The 20049-nt window shown below is 38.5% G+C and carries 15 protein-coding genes and 1 tRNA gene; 4 read left to right on the forward strand and 12 right to left on the reverse strand.

From position 1 onward, the window contains the following. Nucleotides 1-8: 8 nt before the first annotated feature. The 3 genes from AC13CK_RS11750 to AC13CK_RS11760 are packed head-to-tail and all read right to left on the reverse strand — an operon-like array spanning nucleotide 9 to nucleotide 6792. Complete coding sequence (locus AC13CK_RS11750) at nucleotides 9-3044, reverse strand: type I restriction endonuclease subunit R (RefSeq protein WP_311203944.1); 3036 nt, start codon at nucleotides 3042-3044, stop codon at nucleotides 9-11. A gap of 59 nt (nucleotides 3045-3103) precedes the next feature. Then, nucleotides 3104-4420, reverse strand: a complete 1317-nt coding sequence (locus tag AC13CK_RS11755; RefSeq protein ID WP_311203945.1) for a restriction endonuclease subunit S — start codon at nucleotides 4418-4420, stop codon at nucleotides 3104-3106. Between the two features lie 11 nt (nucleotides 4421-4431). Then, the gene (locus AC13CK_RS11760; protein ID WP_311203946.1) at nucleotides 4432-6792 is read right to left on the reverse strand and encodes a type I restriction-modification system subunit M; all 2361 of its coding nucleotides are present in this window, start codon (nucleotides 6790-6792) and stop codon (nucleotides 4432-4434) included. Between the two features lie 194 nt (nucleotides 6793-6986). Between AC13CK_RS11760 and AC13CK_RS11765 the strand changes: the two genes are divergently transcribed. Beyond that, nucleotides 6987-7988: a hypothetical protein gene (locus AC13CK_RS11765; protein ID WP_071321305.1), complete on the forward strand. Its 1002-nt coding sequence runs from the start codon at nucleotides 6987-6989 to the stop codon at nucleotides 7986-7988. Nucleotides 7989-8007: 19 nt separating this feature from the next. Here AC13CK_RS11765 and AC13CK_RS11770 read toward each other — a convergent pair whose 3' ends face one another. From AC13CK_RS11770 to AC13CK_RS11810, 9 genes are all read right to left on the reverse strand, one after another. Continuing rightward, entirely contained in the window at nucleotides 8008-8238 is a 231-nt protein-coding gene (locus AC13CK_RS11770; RefSeq protein WP_071321306.1) for a helix-turn-helix transcriptional regulator, read from the reverse strand. A 79-nt stretch (nucleotides 8239-8317) separates the two neighbouring features. Further along, a complete protein-coding gene (locus AC13CK_RS11775) occupies nucleotides 8318-9202 on the reverse strand; it encodes a recombination directionality factor (RefSeq protein WP_071321307.1) in 885 nt (294 codons plus the stop codon). A gap of 194 nt (nucleotides 9203-9396) precedes the next feature. Continuing rightward, nucleotides 9397-10455 carry a YqaJ viral recombinase family nuclease gene (locus AC13CK_RS11780; RefSeq protein ID WP_311203947.1) on the reverse strand — a complete coding sequence of 353 codons (1059 nt, stop codon included), beginning with the start codon at nucleotides 10453-10455 and terminating at the stop codon, nucleotides 9397-9399. Nucleotides 10456-10642: 187 nt separating this feature from the next. Beyond that, nucleotides 10643-11677, reverse strand: coding sequence for a DUF932 domain-containing protein (locus tag AC13CK_RS11785; RefSeq protein ID WP_311203948.1), 1035 nt, complete (start codon nucleotides 11675-11677; stop codon nucleotides 10643-10645). A gap of 22 nt (nucleotides 11678-11699) precedes the next feature. Next, nucleotides 11700-11978, reverse strand: a complete 279-nt coding sequence (locus AC13CK_RS11790) for a hypothetical protein (protein WP_180072471.1) — start codon at nucleotides 11976-11978, stop codon at nucleotides 11700-11702. A 105-nt stretch (nucleotides 11979-12083) separates the two neighbouring features. Further along, nucleotides 12084-12953: a YagK/YfjJ domain-containing protein gene (locus AC13CK_RS11795; RefSeq protein ID WP_311203949.1), complete on the reverse strand. Its 870-nt coding sequence runs from the start codon at nucleotides 12951-12953 to the stop codon at nucleotides 12084-12086. Between the two features lie 290 nt (nucleotides 12954-13243). Further along, nucleotides 13244-15472: a hypothetical protein gene (locus tag AC13CK_RS11800; RefSeq protein WP_311203950.1), complete on the reverse strand. Its 2229-nt coding sequence runs from the start codon at nucleotides 15470-15472 to the stop codon at nucleotides 13244-13246. A gap of 389 nt (nucleotides 15473-15861) precedes the next feature. Continuing rightward, a complete protein-coding gene (locus AC13CK_RS11805) occupies nucleotides 15862-17094 on the reverse strand; it encodes a tyrosine-type recombinase/integrase (protein WP_034675482.1) in 1233 nt (410 codons plus the stop codon). 163 nt (nucleotides 17095-17257) lie between these two features. Next, nucleotides 17258-17333, reverse strand: a tRNA-Arg gene (locus tag AC13CK_RS11810). Nucleotides 17334-17523: 190 nt separating this feature from the next. On the opposite strand from AC13CK_RS11810, the gene AC13CK_RS11815 reads away from it, so the two are divergent. Genes AC13CK_RS11815 through queF form a run of 3 tightly spaced genes read left to right on the forward strand, consistent with a single transcriptional unit; the run spans nucleotide 17524 to nucleotide 20044 of the window. Next, entirely contained in the window at nucleotides 17524-18459 is a 936-nt protein-coding gene (locus AC13CK_RS11815) for an ABC transporter ATP-binding protein (RefSeq protein WP_180086175.1), read from the forward strand. After that, a complete protein-coding gene (locus AC13CK_RS11820) occupies nucleotides 18456-19229 on the forward strand; it encodes an ABC transporter permease (RefSeq protein WP_314107401.1) in 774 nt (257 codons plus the stop codon). Before AC13CK_RS11815 ends, AC13CK_RS11820 begins: the two co-directional genes overlap by 4 nt. Next, nucleotides 19229-20044 (forward strand): NADPH-dependent 7-cyano-7-deazaguanine reductase QueF, encoded by an 816-nt coding sequence (gene queF, locus AC13CK_RS11825; protein WP_004279042.1) that lies wholly within the window; start codon nucleotides 19229-19231, stop codon nucleotides 20042-20044. The genes AC13CK_RS11820 and queF overlap by 1 nt, the downstream gene beginning before the upstream one ends. The last annotated feature ends 5 nt before the right edge of the window (nucleotides 20045-20049 follow it).

Below are 20049 nucleotides of genomic sequence, written 5' to 3' on the forward strand. Positions count from 1 at the left end.
AAGTAAAACTAAACCTCTTCCATCTCGATCAAGTTTTCCAAGGTCTGACTAAACGTATCTTGGAATGCTGAATCTTTACGGTAAAGGTTATACAAGTCCACCATATTCTTACGCTGTACTACCATAATTTCATCGAGCATCTTTTTAAATACCAATGCTCTGTTCTGTGGGTCTTGCGTCTGCTTATACTTCTTCATAAAGTTTTGATGCTGCTGAATACGTTTCACCAAATCAATGATTATCACCCGTTGATCTTGTGGTGTCGCACTCCAATCCTGAAACCACTTTTCATTAAACTTGGCAACGATCGAATCTAAAGTTTCATCATCATTTTCTTCGCTTGGATTACGAGGGTTTGGATTTTGTGGATCTAAAACCGTTTCTTCGGCATCAAGCGTAATGGTCTTGTTGATATGCTCACGCTTCAAGGCATAAGTACTTAAATCGACTGATTCCAACAGGTCATCAATACCATTTAAGCGTCCATCTTGTACATTCAGTTTCGGAATAAGGAATTTTAAGAACCAATACAATTGCTCCCACTCCTTGTTATTAAACCGTGAGATGGAAGAGACTTGAGCATAAATCTTAACGAACTGTTTTGCCTTAACTTTAAAATCAACCCGTTGCTCATGTTCCCAAGAGTCTTTTCTCTCTTCATCGAAACGTGTTGCCACTGTATCAATGATTGGGCTTAGATCACTGCCTGACGCATTACTAAAGAACAGTTCATTAAACTTCACCACTTCATGTAATTCGTAAATGCCTTTGTCATCTAATGCTGTTTTAATGTCATTCAGTACATTGACATTTGTTGCTTCAGACAATGAAGTCGAGGTGTAAAAATCATCAAAGGCTTTTTTAATATCATCAACATCATTGTAAAAATCTAAGATAAACAAGTCTTCTGTGCGTTTGTTGTATTTAGGCGCAGCACGGTTTAAACGTGACAAAGCCTGTACACATAGTACGCTTGTGAGCTTTTTATCAATATACATCGTGGTCAGTTTAGGCTGATCAAAACCAGTCAGATATTTGTTTGCTACAACCAAAATGCGGTTTTCATCTAGATCAAACTTTTCTTTTGTTTTTGTGTCATTAAAGCCATTCAACGATTCTTCAGTATAGGTTTTACCATCAACTTCTTTCTCACCTGAAAATGCAATCATGATGTTAAATGGTTTATTTTTTTGCTCTAGCAATTTTTTAAGTGACAAGTAATAGCGGATCGCAGCTTCAATGCTTTGAGTCACGACCATGCCCTTTGCTACGCCTTTGAGTTTTTTCTTATTGACTACATTATCAATGAAATGCTCCAGCATAATACTGGCTTTCGCATCAATCGATTGTTGCGACGCTTCCACATAGGCTCTTAAAATACGTTGTGCTTTTTTCGATTCAAACATTGGATTGTCTTCAATCGACTTTTGAATCTCATAAAAGCTCTTATATGTCGTATAGTTTGCCAACACATCTAAAATAAAGCCTTCTTCAATGGCTTGTTTCATACTGTATAGATGAAATGGTACATATTTGCCTGTCGCAACATCTAGTTGACCAAACTTTTCTAATGTGGTGTTTTTAGGCGTTGCAGTAAAAGCAAAGTACGATACATTTTCACGCTTTTTACGTGTGGTCATCATTGCCACAAGCATGTCCTGAACATCATCAGCATTTTTTAAGGCTTCATTGCCCATTGCTCGATTCATGCTGTTATGCGCTTCACCTGACTGTGAGCTATGTGCTTCATCAATAATAATGGCAAAATTTTTATCACTTAGATCAGTCACGCTATCCCAAATGATACGGAACTTTTGAATAGTGGTGATAATAATTTTTTTACCCGTTTCTAAAGCACTTTTTAGCTCTGCACTGTTCATTGCAGGGGCAATAATGTTTTTGATTTCCGAAAAATCTTTAATATTATCGCGCAGTTGTTTATCTAAGATTTTACGGTCTGTCACCACAATTACCGAATCAAACAAAGGCTGATGCAATGCTCGTTTGCCTGCTGCTAGTGCATTGTCTGGGTATGCTTCAATCAATTGAAAGGCTGCCCAAGTAATCGAGTTCGATTTACCCGAACCTGCCGAGTGCTGAATCAGATACGGTTTGCCCACACCGTGTTGTGACACATCACGAATGATTTTACGCACCACATCAAGTTGATGATAACGTGGGAAAAACAAGGTGCGTTTGCTGAGTTGATCTGAATCTTTACCGTCTAAACGGACAAAGTGTTGAACAATATTAACCAAGCTTTCTTTGGCAAAGATTTCTTCCCACAAGTATGCCGTTTTATATCCGTTTGGATTAACAGGATTACCTTGCCCACCTGATGCTGTACCTTTGTTAAATGGTAAGAAGTAGGTCTTTTTACCTTCTAATTTGGTGGTCATATAGACTTCATCGGTATCGACAGCAAAATGCACCAAGCAACGTGCAGGCGTAAGCAATGGCTGTGTTGGGTCACGATCTTCACGATATTGTTTTTGACCGTGATAACGTGCTGTTTGATTTGTCCATGCATTTTTAAGTTCCATCGTCACCAATGGCAAACCATTAAGGAAGATGACCATATCAATTTCTTCACGACGGTTTTTGAGTGAATACTGCACTTGTCGTGTCACGCTAAAAATATTAGACGCAAAATTTTGTTTAACCGATTGGCTACTGCTTGCCAATGGGCATGGGTACATAAAATGAAAATGTTGCTCATCAAGTGCCATGCCTTTTTTGAGCATATAGGCAATGCCATGTTTTTTAATGAGCTTGTCAAAACGTCCTAGAATTTTTTGTTTCCAGTCGTTTTTATTATAGGCTTTGTAGGCATCTAAGCTATCTTTTTGAGTGCTTTCTAAAAATTGAAAAAACAGTTTTTCATCAATGGCATAGTCTTCATTAAAGTCGGACACATGCCCGATGACATAGCCCAAACCCGTATGGGCTTGAGCGATGCCTTGAGCAAGGTCTTCTTTACAGATACCGACCAATGCACGTTCGATATTTTTTTCTAAAGCCAGTTCGTTTAAATTTTTGTTCACAAGTATTCCTCTACGCTCTGCATTGGCGGTTTATAATTTTTTAAAAGCTATATGAAGATTTATGCCACTTTAATTTTGCCTGTAACAGCATCATTAATGAGTGTGGTTTTATATTCTTTAAGCTTTTCAATTTGTGCTGTTAGATTGTTAAGAGCTAAATCAATTTTTATAGATTGCTCATTAATCGCTTCAATAATTTCATTCTGCTCTTCAAATGATGGAAAACCAATTTTCATATTGAAGAACATATGCCCATAAAATCGGAGTCGTGACGAATGTAAGCCAGTGGATACACGATTGTAATGTTCAATATATTTAGTGGTTTTCAATAGATACTCTAAATATTGAGCATTAAAGATATTAGGTTTCTTCTGTCTATAAACACCATAAGACGGACTCACTATTCCTTCATAAGCAGAAACCCCCAATGCCCCCATCCATGCCCACATAATGTTCATAACTAAGTCATTCTTTTTACATAATTTAGAGCCTGAATAATCTTCAGCCATAAACATAGAAACAATTTTTTCAGAGCGTGGCGTTACACCTGTCATATGTGAAACAGATAATAATTCTTCTTGCCCTTCAGATGAACGTTCATCAACTTCATCAAATAAAAATTTAGCTCGGACAACTTCCCAATGCTCAGGAATCTGCCCAATCCACTTCACACCCGAATCCATCGTTGGTACATTTGGATTTAAACCTTGCGTCACTGCTTTTTGAATCACAATTTGCTTACGTTCATTCAGTAAAGCAATTTGCTGTTCTTTAATGGCAATAGCTTGGTTCAGCTCACCAACCTTTGTATCTAAAAATTGTGATATTTCATGCTGACAATCAACATCAGGTAACCAAATAGTCGTGTCTTTAAGAATCGACTTAGTAATGCTATAAACTTTTACACCTTTAACAGCTTTACGAATTTGATTTCGAAAACTTAATGAATCAAACACATAAGCCAAAAATCTAACATTAATATTATTTTTAGGTCGAACAATGACTGTATGATAACCAGCAAAGGTCATCTGATGGCTATTCAAGTAAGTAAAATTTCCCGATCCATCAATATCTTCTGATGTATCAGCAAATACAAAGTCACCATATTTAAGTAAAGATTTTGGTGAACTTTTCAAGTAACTTTCCGATACACATTTTAATTGGTGAGCTTCAGGATTGACCTCAAAACCATATTTAGAATGGACTTCACCATAATTTACACAGGGAATTCCGACATCTTCTAAGTTTTCTTTAGTAATGTTTAAGCCTTTTCCAAAGTCACAAATATCTCGAAATCTTAAAACTTCCCAATCATTAGGTATCTCGCCTAAAGCTTCCACACCTGAATCTTTATAAGCATCATATTTATTAAACATTCTGCTTCCCCTTAAAGACCCAAAATCTGTGCAATCAAACCATCGGCTTGTTTCTCAAGACTTAAAATATTCTTAGCCACAGCTTCAAGCGAACGCAACGGCTTATGTTGGTAGAAATACTTATTAAAACTGATCTCATAACCAATTTTCACCGAATCCAAATTAATCCATGCTTCATCCACATGCGGTTTTACTTCATCTAAGAAATATTGGTGAATACGCTGATTTAACGGCACTGATTCGCTGTCACGGATATCTGCATTGCTTTCATAAGTGATGTACTCACCTTTTTTGCCTGTTGCAAAATAACCAAAGTCAGCTAAATCAGATTCTTCACAGCCTAAATGCTCAAGTAGCTCAGCCAACTTATCGCCATTCAACTTCACGACTTTCTTCAGCACTTTCTCAGCGGTTTCGTCATACCAGCTCACGGCATTTAAAATGCTGTTCTTTTCAGATGCAGATAGTTTTAAATCAAGGGATTTAATTGCTTTATCTACGTTGTCTTTAAACACATTAAAGTCACTTGATTCCGCTTCACCCACTTGCGCCATAATTGCTTGAGCAGATTCAAACAACGTCTTGAGTGATGTCCAATGCTTAATATCAAACAGCTTGGCTTTTGCTTTGGTATTTAAGCTGATCTCTTGCTTCTCACACCAATCTAAAACGTCTTTTTCCACTTCTTTGAGCTTGCCTGCTTGGTACAGCGCATCGCCATAGTCAGCAAACATATATTCCATTGGCTCAAGCAAGGATTTATCAAAACGTAATGGCTGTAAACGCTCCAAACTAAACTGCGCTTTACGACGATCAGGACGTTCGATATTGACTTTATAATAGCCAAAATCACTATTATTAAAGACCTTAGAGGCTAATCCAATTGGATCATTATTGGCATCTAAACCACGCTCAACATCTTGCCCATTGAGGTACACATTTAAAATTTCCTCAAGATGCTCAGGTGCAAACTCACAGTTCTTTTGTCCTAAGTTTTTACGTAACTTACGGTAAAGCAAACTTGCATCAATCAGTTGTACTTTGCCTTTACGTGACTCAGGCTTGTTATTGGATAACAACCAAATATAAGTGGTAATACCCGTGTTATAGAACAAGTTGTTTGGCAATTGAATGATGGCATTCAGCAAATCATTTTCGATGATATAACGACGAATGTTGGATTCGCCGCCACCTGCATCACCTGTAAATAAACTTGAACCATTATGGACAGAAGCAATACGGCTACCAATACCATTTTGCTCAGGCGAGCTCATCTTACTGACCATTTCCATGAGGAATAAAAGCTGACCATCGCTCGAACGTGGCGTTGCATCTTCTTCTTTCAGTTCACCCCAATAGTTTTTAAGCTCGACTCTAAAACGTGGGTCGATGACTTTTTTATCATCGACAATGTATTTTTGATCTGATGCCCAGCTTTTACCATACGGAGGATTTGACAACATAAAGTCAAAACGTTTTGAGGCAAACTCATCACTTGCCAAGGTCGAACCCACACGTATGTTTTCAGGGTTATTGCCCTTAATCATCATGTCAGATTTACAGATGGCATAGGTTTCGTCGTTAATCTCTTTTCCGTAAAGGAAGATGTCACGATCTTCATCGCTATAACGCTCTTCAATAAAGTTTTGTGCTTCAGTGAGCATACCTCCACTACCACAGGCAGGATCATAGACAGACAAGGCATACGGAATACGGTCTTTGATTGGGTCAAAGACCAAATGCGTCATCAGGTCAATCACTTCACGTGGGGTAAAGTGCTCACCTGCCTCTTCATTATTTTCTTCGTTAAATTTACGAATGAGTTCCTCAAATACATATCCCATACCGAGGTTAGACAACCCCCCGAGCTTATAGCCATTTGGATCTTGCGTTTCAAATGGGCTGAGGTTGATGTATGGAGATACAAATTTTTCCAATACATCCAACAATACATCTTTGCTTGCCATGTGGCGGATTTGAGCAAATAAGTTAAAGCAATCGATAATTTCTTTAACGTTATCGCTGAAGCCACGTAAGTAGTCTTCAAAGTTTGCCAATAGAATTTGCTGATTATTAGTCGCTGTTTCAAATAAGCTTTTGAGCGTCCATTGTGAGCTGTTATAAAAGACATAGCCTGAAATATGACGGAGTGGTAAATCATCTAATTCAACGAAATCAGGTTCAGCTTGTTGATCCTGAACTTCAGCTAAAATTGCAGCTTTGGTTGGTTCTAATAAAGTATCTAAACGACGTAACACGACCATCGGTAAAATGATGTCACGGTACTTACCACGTACATACACATCGCGTAGACAATCATCCGCAATAGACCAAATGAAAGAAACCAATTTATTGTGAACTGAATGATCCATGTTTAGACCTAAAACTATCATTATATATGTCGCCAATTTAACACTATTTTCAAATAGTTGGGCAGTGTGTATATTGGCTTCTTTAGGCTTATACGCCAAATTATGTCGCGAAATTTGGTCTAATGAATCTACTCATGCGCTCAGACTGCTTTGCGTAAAATTTAATTCTACTTTAATAAAGAACAGGTTCTCATATGGCAGATTTTGATTGGATAACTGAAGACTTAGGACGCATCAAAAATGAGCTTCGATTAGCTCGTAATACAGCAAGCTGCCGAAAAATTTATGATTGCATGAACATTTCTCCTGAGTTAATGGATACTACTGATCTAACACTCGCGTTCAGACGTGCTTTTGGAGTTTTCTTAGATCCATCTCTTATAAGTGTGAAATTTAATATCAATACAGAAACAATATATATATTGAGAGATTGCATACATAAAGACATTATTGAATATGAGCACCCTTTAGAATTAGAAACATATAACTTAAATATTATTAAAGATATAAATTTAGATTCTGATGAAAAATATAGAACTCTTAAAATACTTCTACAAACCAATATAAATCATATTATCAATATTATTACTTTAATAAATAATACATCTGACTTATCACTTTCCAATGATTATTATGAAATAGAAAAAAATATTTATCTTCTTACTCCAGAATTTATTTTATTTTTAGAATTATTTGGAAATCACCATAAAGCTTATGAGTGGTATTTCTCACAATTCGAAGCAGCCACCCAAAAAGAAAATTTTAATAGAATTTCTAATGATTTTAAAATTATAGCCATAGATTATGAAAATGATATTAAGAACCAAATTATCGAAATATCTATAGAAAGTTTCAAAAATTCAAATTACTGTCAAAATAACAAAGACATAAATTTAAAGAATGATTGGGAGTATGTGGGCTATTTAGCTTCAATAAAGGGAATTGAAGTCGCTGTATCTGATACCGAAAACAAAGTATTGGAATCTTTTCTAAAACTAAAAGAATCTCAAAAACTTTTACTTCACTATTATATTTACCAAAGTAAATATGATGATTTATCTATAGATAAGATGCCTACAGATATTAAAAAATATACTTATCTAGACCTATGCACATATTTAGGAATAATAGCTAAAGATATTTGTAAACAAGCATATATCGAATATTCTAATCAAAATGTTTCACAGGAAAAATAAGGGAGCGAAAGCTCCCTTTCTATTCACGGCTTGCCAACTTACTTTCAATCCATTGATGGATCTCATAAGCTGACCAACCGATACGGTTTTGGGTGATTTTGACTTTCTTTGGAAAGGTCGGATCGTAGTAGGGTGAGTTCTCATCCATCATTTCATAGATGGTTGAACGTCCAACGCCAACTAACTCTACGACCTGCTTGATACTAATCAGTTGGTTCATTTGGAATGTTTGTCCTACAAATGTACTCATGGTGTTTACTCCGATCTCATGATGTCGAGCAACTCGCTCATGAGATACGGCAATCCCGTAAGGTTTTACACTGTCCGATTCAATTCAACGCAGTCACTGAGCCTTTTAAACCCTGTTGAATATTAAAAGACTCATTTTTAACAACTGACTGCTGTTGCTCCTCTGTCTGATAAAACTCCTCTACTACATCCAATCCTTCCTCTATATCCATTTCAAATTTCGCATTAGCAAAGCCCTGTCGTGCCATCTGATCGAGTGCCTCTTGATTGAATCCAGCCTGCTTACTTTGCTGATCAATCTCATGTGCAGTGTGAATCGCAGACTGCAAATCCACACCCTCTCTTAATGTTAAATCCACATAATACACAGGCTGACGATAACTCTGCGTTGTACTCTTACCTCGTAATGTCAGTTGTAGTGGCAAGCATGAAAGCAAACCATTTGATGCTGCATGGTAGTAACTCAGTCGAGCTGCCAAAGTCCGAATGCTGTTAAAGCCTGTGGTTCTAAAAATGAATGTGCCAAATTCATCCGACTCATCTAAGTTCACATGTAAACGTCCATATGGTTTGCAGTGTCCACCTTGAGCTAAAGGACATAAATCAGGAGAAGGGCATGGATGCTGTTCAACACCTTGGTTGGTTAAACGCTGACAAGTTTGACCATCACCCACACAGACAGGACGTCCAGTCTGGCGATCAAATAAGATGTATTCTGCGCGTAAGTTCAGATCAGGATCATTAAAGATCATGCGGACAGGGATTGAACGGAGTTTCTGATTCGGAGCATTCGCTCGAAGCTGTTCATCTAATGGGTGCTTGACCCATCCTTCTTTATTTTGGATTTGCGAGGTTATGGTGAATTGATCATCTTTTTCAGGTAGACGTTTGCCATTCTTTTCCACGATTCGACCAATACTGATACGTCCAAGTGTAGGCGGTGTGATCGCTAGACCTTTGATCATGGTGATACTCCTATATTTAATTCCTTACAGATTTGGGTGCTTCTATGTAGGTCAGAACACGGACCAAATAAGTTATCCAAATGTTAAAAAGCTGAGTTTTAGCTGCAAAGATCGCGACCGATTTGCTCTCTACACATGATGTAGAGAGCGGGGAGCGATTTTTGTGCATTTTTGATGAAGTGAATGAGATGGGCTTAATCGATATAGATGTTGAAGCGACGACTGCCCTGTCTTTTCAATGGGTATTGATCAATAAGATCAGGCTGATGCTTAAGCAGTGCTTTGGTATCCAAACTGACACTATCATTGGCTTTCTTCCACACTACTGAACCACGACTAAACGTGGCACGCTCTGCATCCTTCATCATCATTTGGATTTGATGCTTGAGTTGATCGAAGCGTTCTTGCTTATGCTGAATCTCTTCTTTCAGTTTGATCAGCTTATCGAACATGAGATTGGCTGTTTCATTCTGTGATAGATCTTCAACTGTTAGTGGTACATGCATTGGATACAACTGCTGAATGGCTTTGGCTGCCGATTCACTCGCATCCACAGATGGTGGTGTATCCTTTTCCACACATTCCCAGAAGTAACGTTCTGCATTAATGATGTGCTGAATCACAGATTCAGAACGAGTGACTTTAAAGATTTTGGTTTCATGCCCACAGAGCAAAACACAAACATGGGCTGCCTGTTTTCCTGTCACAGCTAATTGGTGCTGTACCTGACACAAGACATAAAGGGGTACGCCATCACGCCACAGCTTTGCTCCATGCTCCCCTGCTGTTTTACATTCAAGGATCTGTACTTCATCACTCCCGACAACGGAGTAATCTAAGTTTGCCAACATGAAATGTTTGTCAGGATCAGGGTGCTGTAACACTGCATTGACTCGACGTACCTTATTGTTGGTGTGCATGCTGTAATACTCAGCCACTAAAGGTTCAAGTTGCTTGCCCCAATACAGTGGTGCAACCCCTGTACTTTCATCTTCAATGGACTGAGCTTGTCGACCTGTTTTGATTAGCCACAGTTCTAGCATCGACATGTATGGGTTTAATCCACATGCCGTAGCTGCGTCACTGCTACCGATACCTTGCTTACGAACTTCAAGCCAATCTTGATACGCCATATCTTTGGTGCTGACTAAGCGTTTTGCAGAATTAGCTCGCTTGGTTGTGGCTAATGGGTTTAATGCCGTTTGCACACCTGTCTGTACAGATTGATTAGAAATCGGTGCAATTTGATTCATAGTTCTATCCTTATAAATTTCAGTTTTGTAAAAAAGAAGCGCATAAAAAAGCCATACCCGACACGAGGTCGGGTATGGCGATATGCATGCTGATTCAGATTGTTGATTGTGAGTTGAAACTAGATAGCTTTATATGTGTGCTTTATTCAGCGATTGTTGAGACTTGCGGGGTTAGAATTACATGAGCTTAGGCTATCAAGCACAGAGCTTGTTCTAATCCACGTTGTTTAAGACCTGCGCCTGCACCAAACCATGCTGAATCGAGACGATGATCTGTACTCATGGCACGACGTTCATGATCAACGAATTCCGTGATCGAACACAGTAAGCCATAAGCCGTACCTTTAGCAGATGAAAGATCTGCCCCTCGCCCCTGACCATTAAACATGTCGAGTGCTTTGGTCATAGCTCTTCCATTTGGTTCAGTTTTATTTTGCTGTGGTGGGTTACTTGCCACCTGACGGTAGAACTGAATGATGTTCTCTTCAGGATCAGAAATTGACATGGTGCTATTGTTGAACACAGCATCAAAGTAAGCCTTAGCTTCCTGCTGACTCACCTTACGCTGCGTGAGCTGTTTCATTTCATACATGTGCTCATCCCATGCACGCACTGAAATACCCAATTGCTGTTTCACCTTCTCTGCATCAAACTTGGTGCTATGTGGAACTTTCACTACACCAGCACTACTGCTCTGCCCACGTAATGCAATCGCCAAAGTGTTGTTACAGACCACTCGGATACTGGTGAACTGTGCTGTCGTTGCCAAAGTGCCGTCACACGCAGTAGCCAGCAGGATATAACCATTACTGACATCCTTAGACTTTAAAGCGGAACTTTGACCTGTACGTGCCAAAGCCCAGAACTTCTTCCCACCTTTCAAAACCCCTGCGGTTTCTAACTTAAAGCCAGATTGCTCAGTCAGATCCCGGTAGAACTCCAGAATCTCTTTAGGTTGAACTTCCTGATAACGCTGACTGACTACAGATAAAGGTGCATGGGTATCTGAACGATACAACACTCGCTGTTCTTCAAATGGCATGATAATGCTCTGACCACGTTCATTTTGTGCCATGTAGCTGACATTGGAGGATTCAATCCGCCAGTCCATCCCGGCTTGCTGTGCCCAGACTTCCAGTGGTTGATTCGGACTTAGCTGATTACCGAGACCATGCCAAGGGGTTTCGCCAACATAGGCGATTTGTTCAATTTGATGTGCCATTGATTCGATCTCCTATGCTGATTCAACGAAAGTTCTGCTGACATTGATTACAGTGGTAGTAGGTCATGGTGATAGGCTTTTTCGGCTCATCGAATACACTACTGAATAGACCACCAATAACTGCACCTGCTAGTCCACCAAGTAATGGGGATACAGGTAAAGGTAAGCTCTTTGAGATGGATGCACCAATGGTGGCAAACGATGCTGATGCTGCAAGACCTGATGATTCAGTTCCATTCACTTGTTGATTCACAACTTGGATGACCTGATCAGATAAACAGTAAGGACAAGTTAAACTCATAATATACATCTCCAAAAATGACAAAGGCTTACCGATTGGCAAGCCCTGAAAGTTGAAATAACTTTGTTTTCATCTAGATGATGTATATCTGAGATTATTTTCAAATCACTGAAAGGTACGCATTTTAGGACTGAGCTTTACACGTAAGTGTTGCGCTTCTTTCTCAGGGTTCACTAGATAAGCACCTGCATTACGAAGGTTACGAACCTCCACTGGATTATCCCGATGTATTCTACCAATACCAAGAATACCGAGCTCTCTATACTTAGCTATTTGCTTAGGATCATGACAGTTGAAATAACAGCCCTCATCATTAGTAATCTGCTTCCACAACTTCCCGACCTTATCCGCTATAGCCCATCCTTTTTGACGTTGATGCCCATTGAAGATTAACAACAGATGGCAATGATAACCTTTGGTTTCACCCTGCTCTAACGCCCATGCAGAATCGACTAAGTCATGAAACGGATCTTTACGCTTAGATATCGCTTTACGCAATTCTTCTAAATCTTGATAGAACATTTGGATATCGATGATATCGTGACAGCTTTGCAAATATGCAATATCCACTCTCACTACTTCTAACTTTGAATATCGACTAAGAGCTCTATCTAATTTTTTCGATAAAGATTCCAGATTACGTTTTTCGTTCTCACGATGCCTACGGAAATCTTTCAGCTGTCTACTCTGGTACCCCTTAAAGTAATTTTGATAGTAATCAAATGATTCACATTTCAACTCATCGACGACTTCATCAAAATCTAAATCATCAATATCATGCTCATCTAACCAATCACACCATGCATTGATATAACCAAAGTACTGAAAGCCTGAACGGTAAATATCATCAAAATGAATCAATAACTCTGCAAACTCTTCATAGAAATCCAATGGTTCATTCTCAGCCTTAATCCATAAGTTTGTAGTTACTTCTAGTTGGATTGTTAATTTAGACTCATTAATTGATTTACTCATGTTTAATACTCAATATGGAAATAGCTCCATATGACATGGGTAAACTGTATAAATATAAATTTTAGTTAGATTGTACTTAATGCTATAAGCTTATGAGTAGTAAGAGTATTAATCTCTATATGATATATATTTAATAATATTAATAACCTGCCATTACAAATTTGAATATTTGTTAGCCAAACAACATATTCAACCAATATTTTCAATTTTTTTTTCACAATATTTGAAGCTCTATTGATCAACAAGGATAATCGATAGAGCCTACTTTTGAAAAAGTTATGCGGTGAATATCAAGCATCAGCTTTATTTGATTTAGTGCTAGGCTTTCGCTTTTTTTTACGAGGTAACGTACCTCTGATAAGCCATTTAGGAGTATCTGAATAAAATGTATTATCTAACAGATCCTTATATACTATGTAAGGAGCCAAGTTATTGATAATAATATTTTTTAGTGGTTTATCAATTGATTCTACTAGCAACTCTTGATATGCCAACCCTTCTACAGAATTAAATATTTTTTTAACTCGGCACGAAGCCTTTAAATCTAATGGCGGTTGAAATGCCTCACTAGCCTTCTTGAGCGTTTCCTGCCATCTTTCACTAACAACATCCGCTAAATTAGAATAATTATTCAGTACTTCACGATCAAATACAAAAACAATATCGGCAAAGAATCGTCTTTTATCTGACACTTGGCTTGTATCATTTTCAACCCATGCCCCTACATACGCCCTAAGCTTAGATAATGGTGCTCTCCGTTTTCCCGCATGCAACATCTGATATAAAGCAGAACTTAGCCCTTTTTGTTTCATAAAGCCGTTCTTCATCTCACAGCTAAGTGAGCATCTAATTAAAACGCAATCGCGCTTAAAAGCCCCTCTCAAATAATTTTGGATTTTCTCGACTCGTTGCTCATGCCTTGGAATATTTATGTGCTTATTTTGCCCTAACGTAATAGCTATGGGACTATATATTGATTGAAATAGTCCCCCATAGTACTTAAAGTCTTCAATCTTAGATTTATAAAAATTAGCTCGTGTATGATCAAAAGGAAATGACAAAAAATCCTGATAGTCATATTTTCTGAACTGCCCGAAAAAATAATGCAATAGCCTTGATCGATAAACGCCCCCAATTCGAGTTCCCAGCGTAATAATAGAATCATGTTGCATGAGCAAATCTACAAATTGAAACAGCGTTCTTTCAACTATTTGCTGCGCTCGCATTTCATTAGGCTGTAAGGATCGCGAATATTTGACCGATAGCATAAAAATTTCAATTTTTTCTAGAAGCTTAAGCTCTGCTTCCGTTAACTTAAATGTTGCGTAAGATGACAAATTTTCTTGATATTGCAAAATAATATTCTTCAAATAGTCTTTGCTATAAGCATCTAAATGATTTTGTACCCAACACAAGTCGAATAAAGCATATTGAGTTAAATCACCTAATACACGATGTGGGTTAGGGTGCTTTTTGAACTTTTGTATAATGATATGCACGTTTTCATTAAAATTAATTTCGTGATTTTCCCGCCCAATAATGTCATCATTTGTAGACTTGAACATAAAGTCCTGATCCAATCTCACAAGAAAATCTAAACAATTCTCAATGAATATAGCTTTATTCTTTTCATCGTAAAGGCATAGATTAAATTGCTTATTGAAGACCTCACTACTTGAATTAAAGTTATCATTCCAATTCATAATACTGACATCAATATTCAAGTCATATGATTTTAGAAGCTCATGGCACTGTGTTTTGATCTCACTTATTGTTCTATGTTCCGTGTAATCAGATGTTGTTTCAAATACCCATATACAGAAGTAGTCTAAGCCATTATTGTGACCATTCAAGCAAATATAATAATTACGTAATAACCCCTCAACTGAGATCTGCCGTAAAAGCTCATATCTCTTGCTATGAAGTTTTGCAATTTCATCATCTGCATTATTGCTATCAATTCGAATTACAGTACTTAAAACATGTAATTTTTTACCTATCTTAAGTAGCTCGTCTAAATCACTTAGTATTAAACTTTTCGTTTCTGAGAATTTTTCAGCTGGTATGCCATATCGTCTTAAATTATCAATGTAATGTTCATACCATATTTTCAAGAAATCATTCTGCCAACTCCCTGCATAAAATTGTCTGAATTGTTCCTGCCTCAGGAAATGTTGCTGCTGTTTTAGATTTGTTGATTTAGCAGTCCTATGGACAAAACTATCAAAGATTCGACCGAATTCAGTTAGTCTTTTATTTTTTAGACCCATTTGTAGCTGATCAAAGTTAGGCATTACATAAAGTTGATCTAGCGCTTTTCCTATACCCAATAGAAGCTGCTGACTTCTATATCGGCCTACTTGATTCGTTTGCTCACCGCAATGTAAGTGCCGAAACTCCGTTTCGATCTGTTCACACCACTGCAAAATATTTACCAATAAATTAATTGTTTCTTTATATGCACAACCTGCCTTGGGTTCTTGAGAGGAGAACGTATCCTTCATAGATTTAGAATACATGTAACCTAATAATTTATTGTAATTTGAAAGCTTCATACTATAAATATAACTATTTCAATAATCTAAGTTGTTGATAATATAAATTATAAAAACACTTTAAAACAGGTTTATCACATATATTTTAAGTAAATTAAATCATTTTTCACACATAGCAAATAAGCAATAAATATATTTATTAATACACTAATAATTAAGCAATACAGAAATGTTAGGTATAAAAAACCACGCCATCAGGCGTGGTTTTTTTACATATACTGAGTGACTTACTTCATCCATTCCTGCACCTTCTCCCCATACCATTCCATAATCATTACTCGTTCATCCCAATACTGTGCTCGGTTATAAGCAGCATGAATGTTGTTTTTGTCGCACAGGTGCAAGCTTACTAATCAATCCATAGTCTTATGCATCAACCGATCTAAATAGTCAGACCATGATTGCATCATCACCGTACGTTCTTCTAAATATTTTGTACGGTTGTATGCTCTTCCATGCATATCACGAACCTGATGAGCCAGTTGCTGTTCAATCCGCTCAATTGGAAATTTTAGAACCTCATCCAAGAGTGTTCTCGCAGTCGCTCTAAAGCCATGACCTGTCGTCTCACCATTTTCAAAACCATATTGTTTCAATCGTTTGTTAATCGTCGATTCGCTAATCGTTTTGGACTGATCCCGCATCGATACAAAGCAATACTCCGTATAACCTGTTATTTGGTGTAATTCTTTAAACAAGGTGATAACCTGATCTGACAGAGGAACAATATGCTGTAATGCGGTCTGATTCTTCGTTTTAGGAGGAGTGTATTTCCAAACCCGATTTTCAAAATCAATGTCTGCCCACTTGGCTCCTCTCAATTCTCCTGGGCGTACAAAAACATGGGGTAAAATTTTTACAGCATAATCTATCGCAATGTCACCACGGCCAACACTATTATTAATGTTACTCAATAACCGTCCTAGCTTCTGCTCATCTGTGATCGCAGATCTATGCTTGGTTTTACCAACTTTTAAGATTCCACTAATTTGGTCTGCCACATTAAATTGACATAACCCTAAAGCAATCGCATAACGAAAGACTTGAGATGCTTTGCTTCTCATGCGCTTTGCTGAATCTGTCTTACCCTGTCTTTCGTAAATACGACAAACTTCTAAAATTTGCGATGGTGTAATACTGTCTATTGGATAATCCCCAATTGCAGCATACAACTTACCCCAAACAAATTGATTCCTTCGTTGAGTACTAGGCTCTAACTCCTCTGTCTTTCTATATTCATCCGCGATTAAAGCGAAAGTATTTTTGCCTGATTTAGCTTCTTCTTCATTTTTCTTCACAACCGCTGGATCTATATTTTGGGCGAGTAATTCTCGACATTCAGTTCTTTTTGCTCGTGCATTTAGCAACGATACCTCTGGGTATATCCCAAAAGAAATGCTATTACGTTTTTTAGTGATTGGGCGAGCATAGTCCCACCTCCAATAGGAGTTACCATTTTTATCAATGATAAAAAATAGTCCTTTACCATCGGCTAGTTTAATTTGAACCTTGGTTGATAACTTTTTATGTGAATTTACAGCTGAACGAATCTGTGTATCTGTCAGATTTACAATTATTTTTGGCATTTTTACGGTAAGCCTTTGCAATAATTTTGAAATTACCGCAAAAATTACCGCAAAAAACTTAAATAACCTAAAACATGCTCGGACAATATCGGATAAGAGAAATACATAAGTTGTTTATTTTTAATGATTTTCGTATTTGATCGGATAAGATGAAACAAAGAAATGGTGCGCTCAGCGGGACTCGAACCCACGCCACAGGCTTCGGAGACCTGTACTCTATCCAGTTGAGCTATGAGCGCATCTTTCTTGGATCGCGCACATCATAACAAAAAAAAGCATAAGGTAAAGCAACTATCTCTAACTTCATCATTTTTATGCTTAAGCTTTATACAATGTTCCAAAACAGCAACACAGAATTGCATGTGAATCACTTGGCTTATTTTGCGAGATCACTCACAATATCTCAACTTTTCACCATTTGAGATATTCATGACTGATGCACTGATCTTAAGGGATGTGTCGAAGACCTATCGCAATGGCTTTCAGGCATTGAAAGGAATTAACTTAAATGTACCAGAAGGTGAATTTTATGCGCTACTGGGTCCCAACGGCGCAGGAAAATCTACTACCATTGGTATTATCAGTTCATTAACAAAAAAAACATCCGGTACAGTCGAAATTTTTGGTCATAATCTGGATACCCACCCCTCTCAGGCCAAACAGTGTCTAGGTGTGGTGCCTCAGGAATTCAACTTTGCCCAGTTTGAAAAAACCTTCGATATTTTGGTGACTCAGGCAGGCTATTACGGCATTCCTAAAAAAATTGCACAGGAACGGGCGGAGCTTTATCTGACCAAACTGGGTTTATGGGAAAAGCGTTCCACTCAGGCCCGCATGTTATCCGGCGGGATGAAACGTCGCCTGATGATTGCGCGTGCCATGATGCACGAACCGAAACTGCTGATTCTGGATGAACCGACAGCTGGCGTTGATATTGAGTTGCGTCGTTCGATGTGGGAATTTTTGAACGAGATGAATGAAAAAGGCACCTCCATCATTCTGACCACGCATTATCTAGAAGAAGCGGAAATGCTGTGTCGCCGTATTGCGATTATCGATCGCGGTGTGATTAAAGAAGACACCACCATGAAAAGCTTCCTGAGTCAGCTCAATGAAGAATCGTTTATTTTTGATCTGGCCGAACCGATTGAACCTTTACATCTGGATATTATCGGCGTGCGATTTAACCTGATCGATCCGATGACCTTAGAAATCACTATGGACAAGGCACATAGCATAAATGATCTGTTCCAGTTGCTGGAATCACAGAATATTCAGGTGCGCAGTATGCGCAATAAATCCAACCGTCTGGAAGAACTTTTTGTGAAAATGGTCGAGAAAAATCTGGATGGAGCTGCGCAATGAACATTAATCAGCTCAGCGTAGCTTTATATACCATTATCTATAAAGAAGTGCGTCGCTTTATGCGCATCTGGCCACAAACCCTGTTGCCACCTGCAATCACCATGAGCCTGTACTTCGTGATCTTCGGTAATCTGGTCGGTTCACGCATTGGAGAAATGGGCGGCTATAGTTATATGGAGTTCATTGTGCCTGGTCTGATTATGATGGCCGTGATCACCAACAGCTATGCCAACGTTTCATCTAGCTTCTTCAGCTCAAAATTCCAGAAAAGTATTGAAGAACTGATCATGAGTCCGGTACCGATGCATGCCATTTTATGGGGTCATGTATTGGGCGGTGTGATTCGTGGGATACTGGTTGCGATCATTGTCAGTGTGGTGAGCTTGTTTTTTGCTGACTTATATATCACCAACTGGTTCGTAACTATATATACAGTCTTGATTACTTCCCTGCTGTTTTCCTTGGGTGGTTTTATCAATGCCGTCTATGCCAAATCTTTCGATGATATCTCGATTATCCCGACTTTTGTGTTAACGCCACTGACCTATTTAGGTGGTGTGTTTTATGCTATTTCGAGCTTAAGCCCATTCTGGCAAAATTTATCTTTAATTAATCCTGTCGTGTATATGGTCAATGCTTTCCGCTATGGCATTTTAGGACATAGCGATGTCAATGTCGCCATTTCACTGACAGTAATTACCTTATGTTGTGCCGTGCTGTATGCAGTGGCCTATCATTTACTCTCCCGTGGTTCAGGAATGCGTGAATAATGAGTGTAGAACAATCTCTCCTTGGTAAAGACACCAATTACCCGACAGAATATCAGCCTGATGTTCTGTTTCCGATTTCGCGCGCGCCTGCCCGTGAACAATACGCACATGTCGAAGCGATTCAGCAAGGTGCAGACTGGTGGCATGTATTTGAAATTTCCTGGTTAAATTCAACCGGTGTGCCGCAAGTGGCTATTGGCCGCATTAGCTTGCCAGCGTCTTCGCCGAATCTGATTGAATCCAAATCCTTAAAACTGTATTTCAATAGCCTGAATTTTGCCAAGTTTGAATCTCAAGATGCCTTTATCACGACGGTCGAAAAAGATTTATCTGCTGCGGCTGAAGCTGAAGTTAAACTGCAATTGTTTCAGGTCGATGAATTAGAGATCAGCAAGCCGGAAGGCATCTGCATTGACGAGCTGACACCTGAGCGCCTAGAAAATCATCCAGATGCCAGTTTATTGGCTTTGGATTCGGATGATGCAGCAGAAGGTGAAATCCAGCTGTATTCACATTTACTCAGAAGTAACTGCCCAGTCACTGGCCAGCCGGACTGGGGAACAGTTTTTATACGTTATCAAGGTAAAAAACCTTGTTATAAGAGTATTTTAGCTTATATTATTTCCTACCGTCAGCATAATGGGTTCCACGAACAATGTGTGGAGCAGATGTTTGCCGATATCTGGCAGCAACTGAAACCGGAAAAGCTGATGGTCTACGCAACCTATACACGCCGTGGTGGATTGGATATCAACCCTTGCCGTGTATCGGATTTAACATGGATGCCTCGCCCTATTCGTTTAGCGCGACAATAAAAAAC

Source organism: Acinetobacter sp. L-24 (assembly GCF_056857555.1).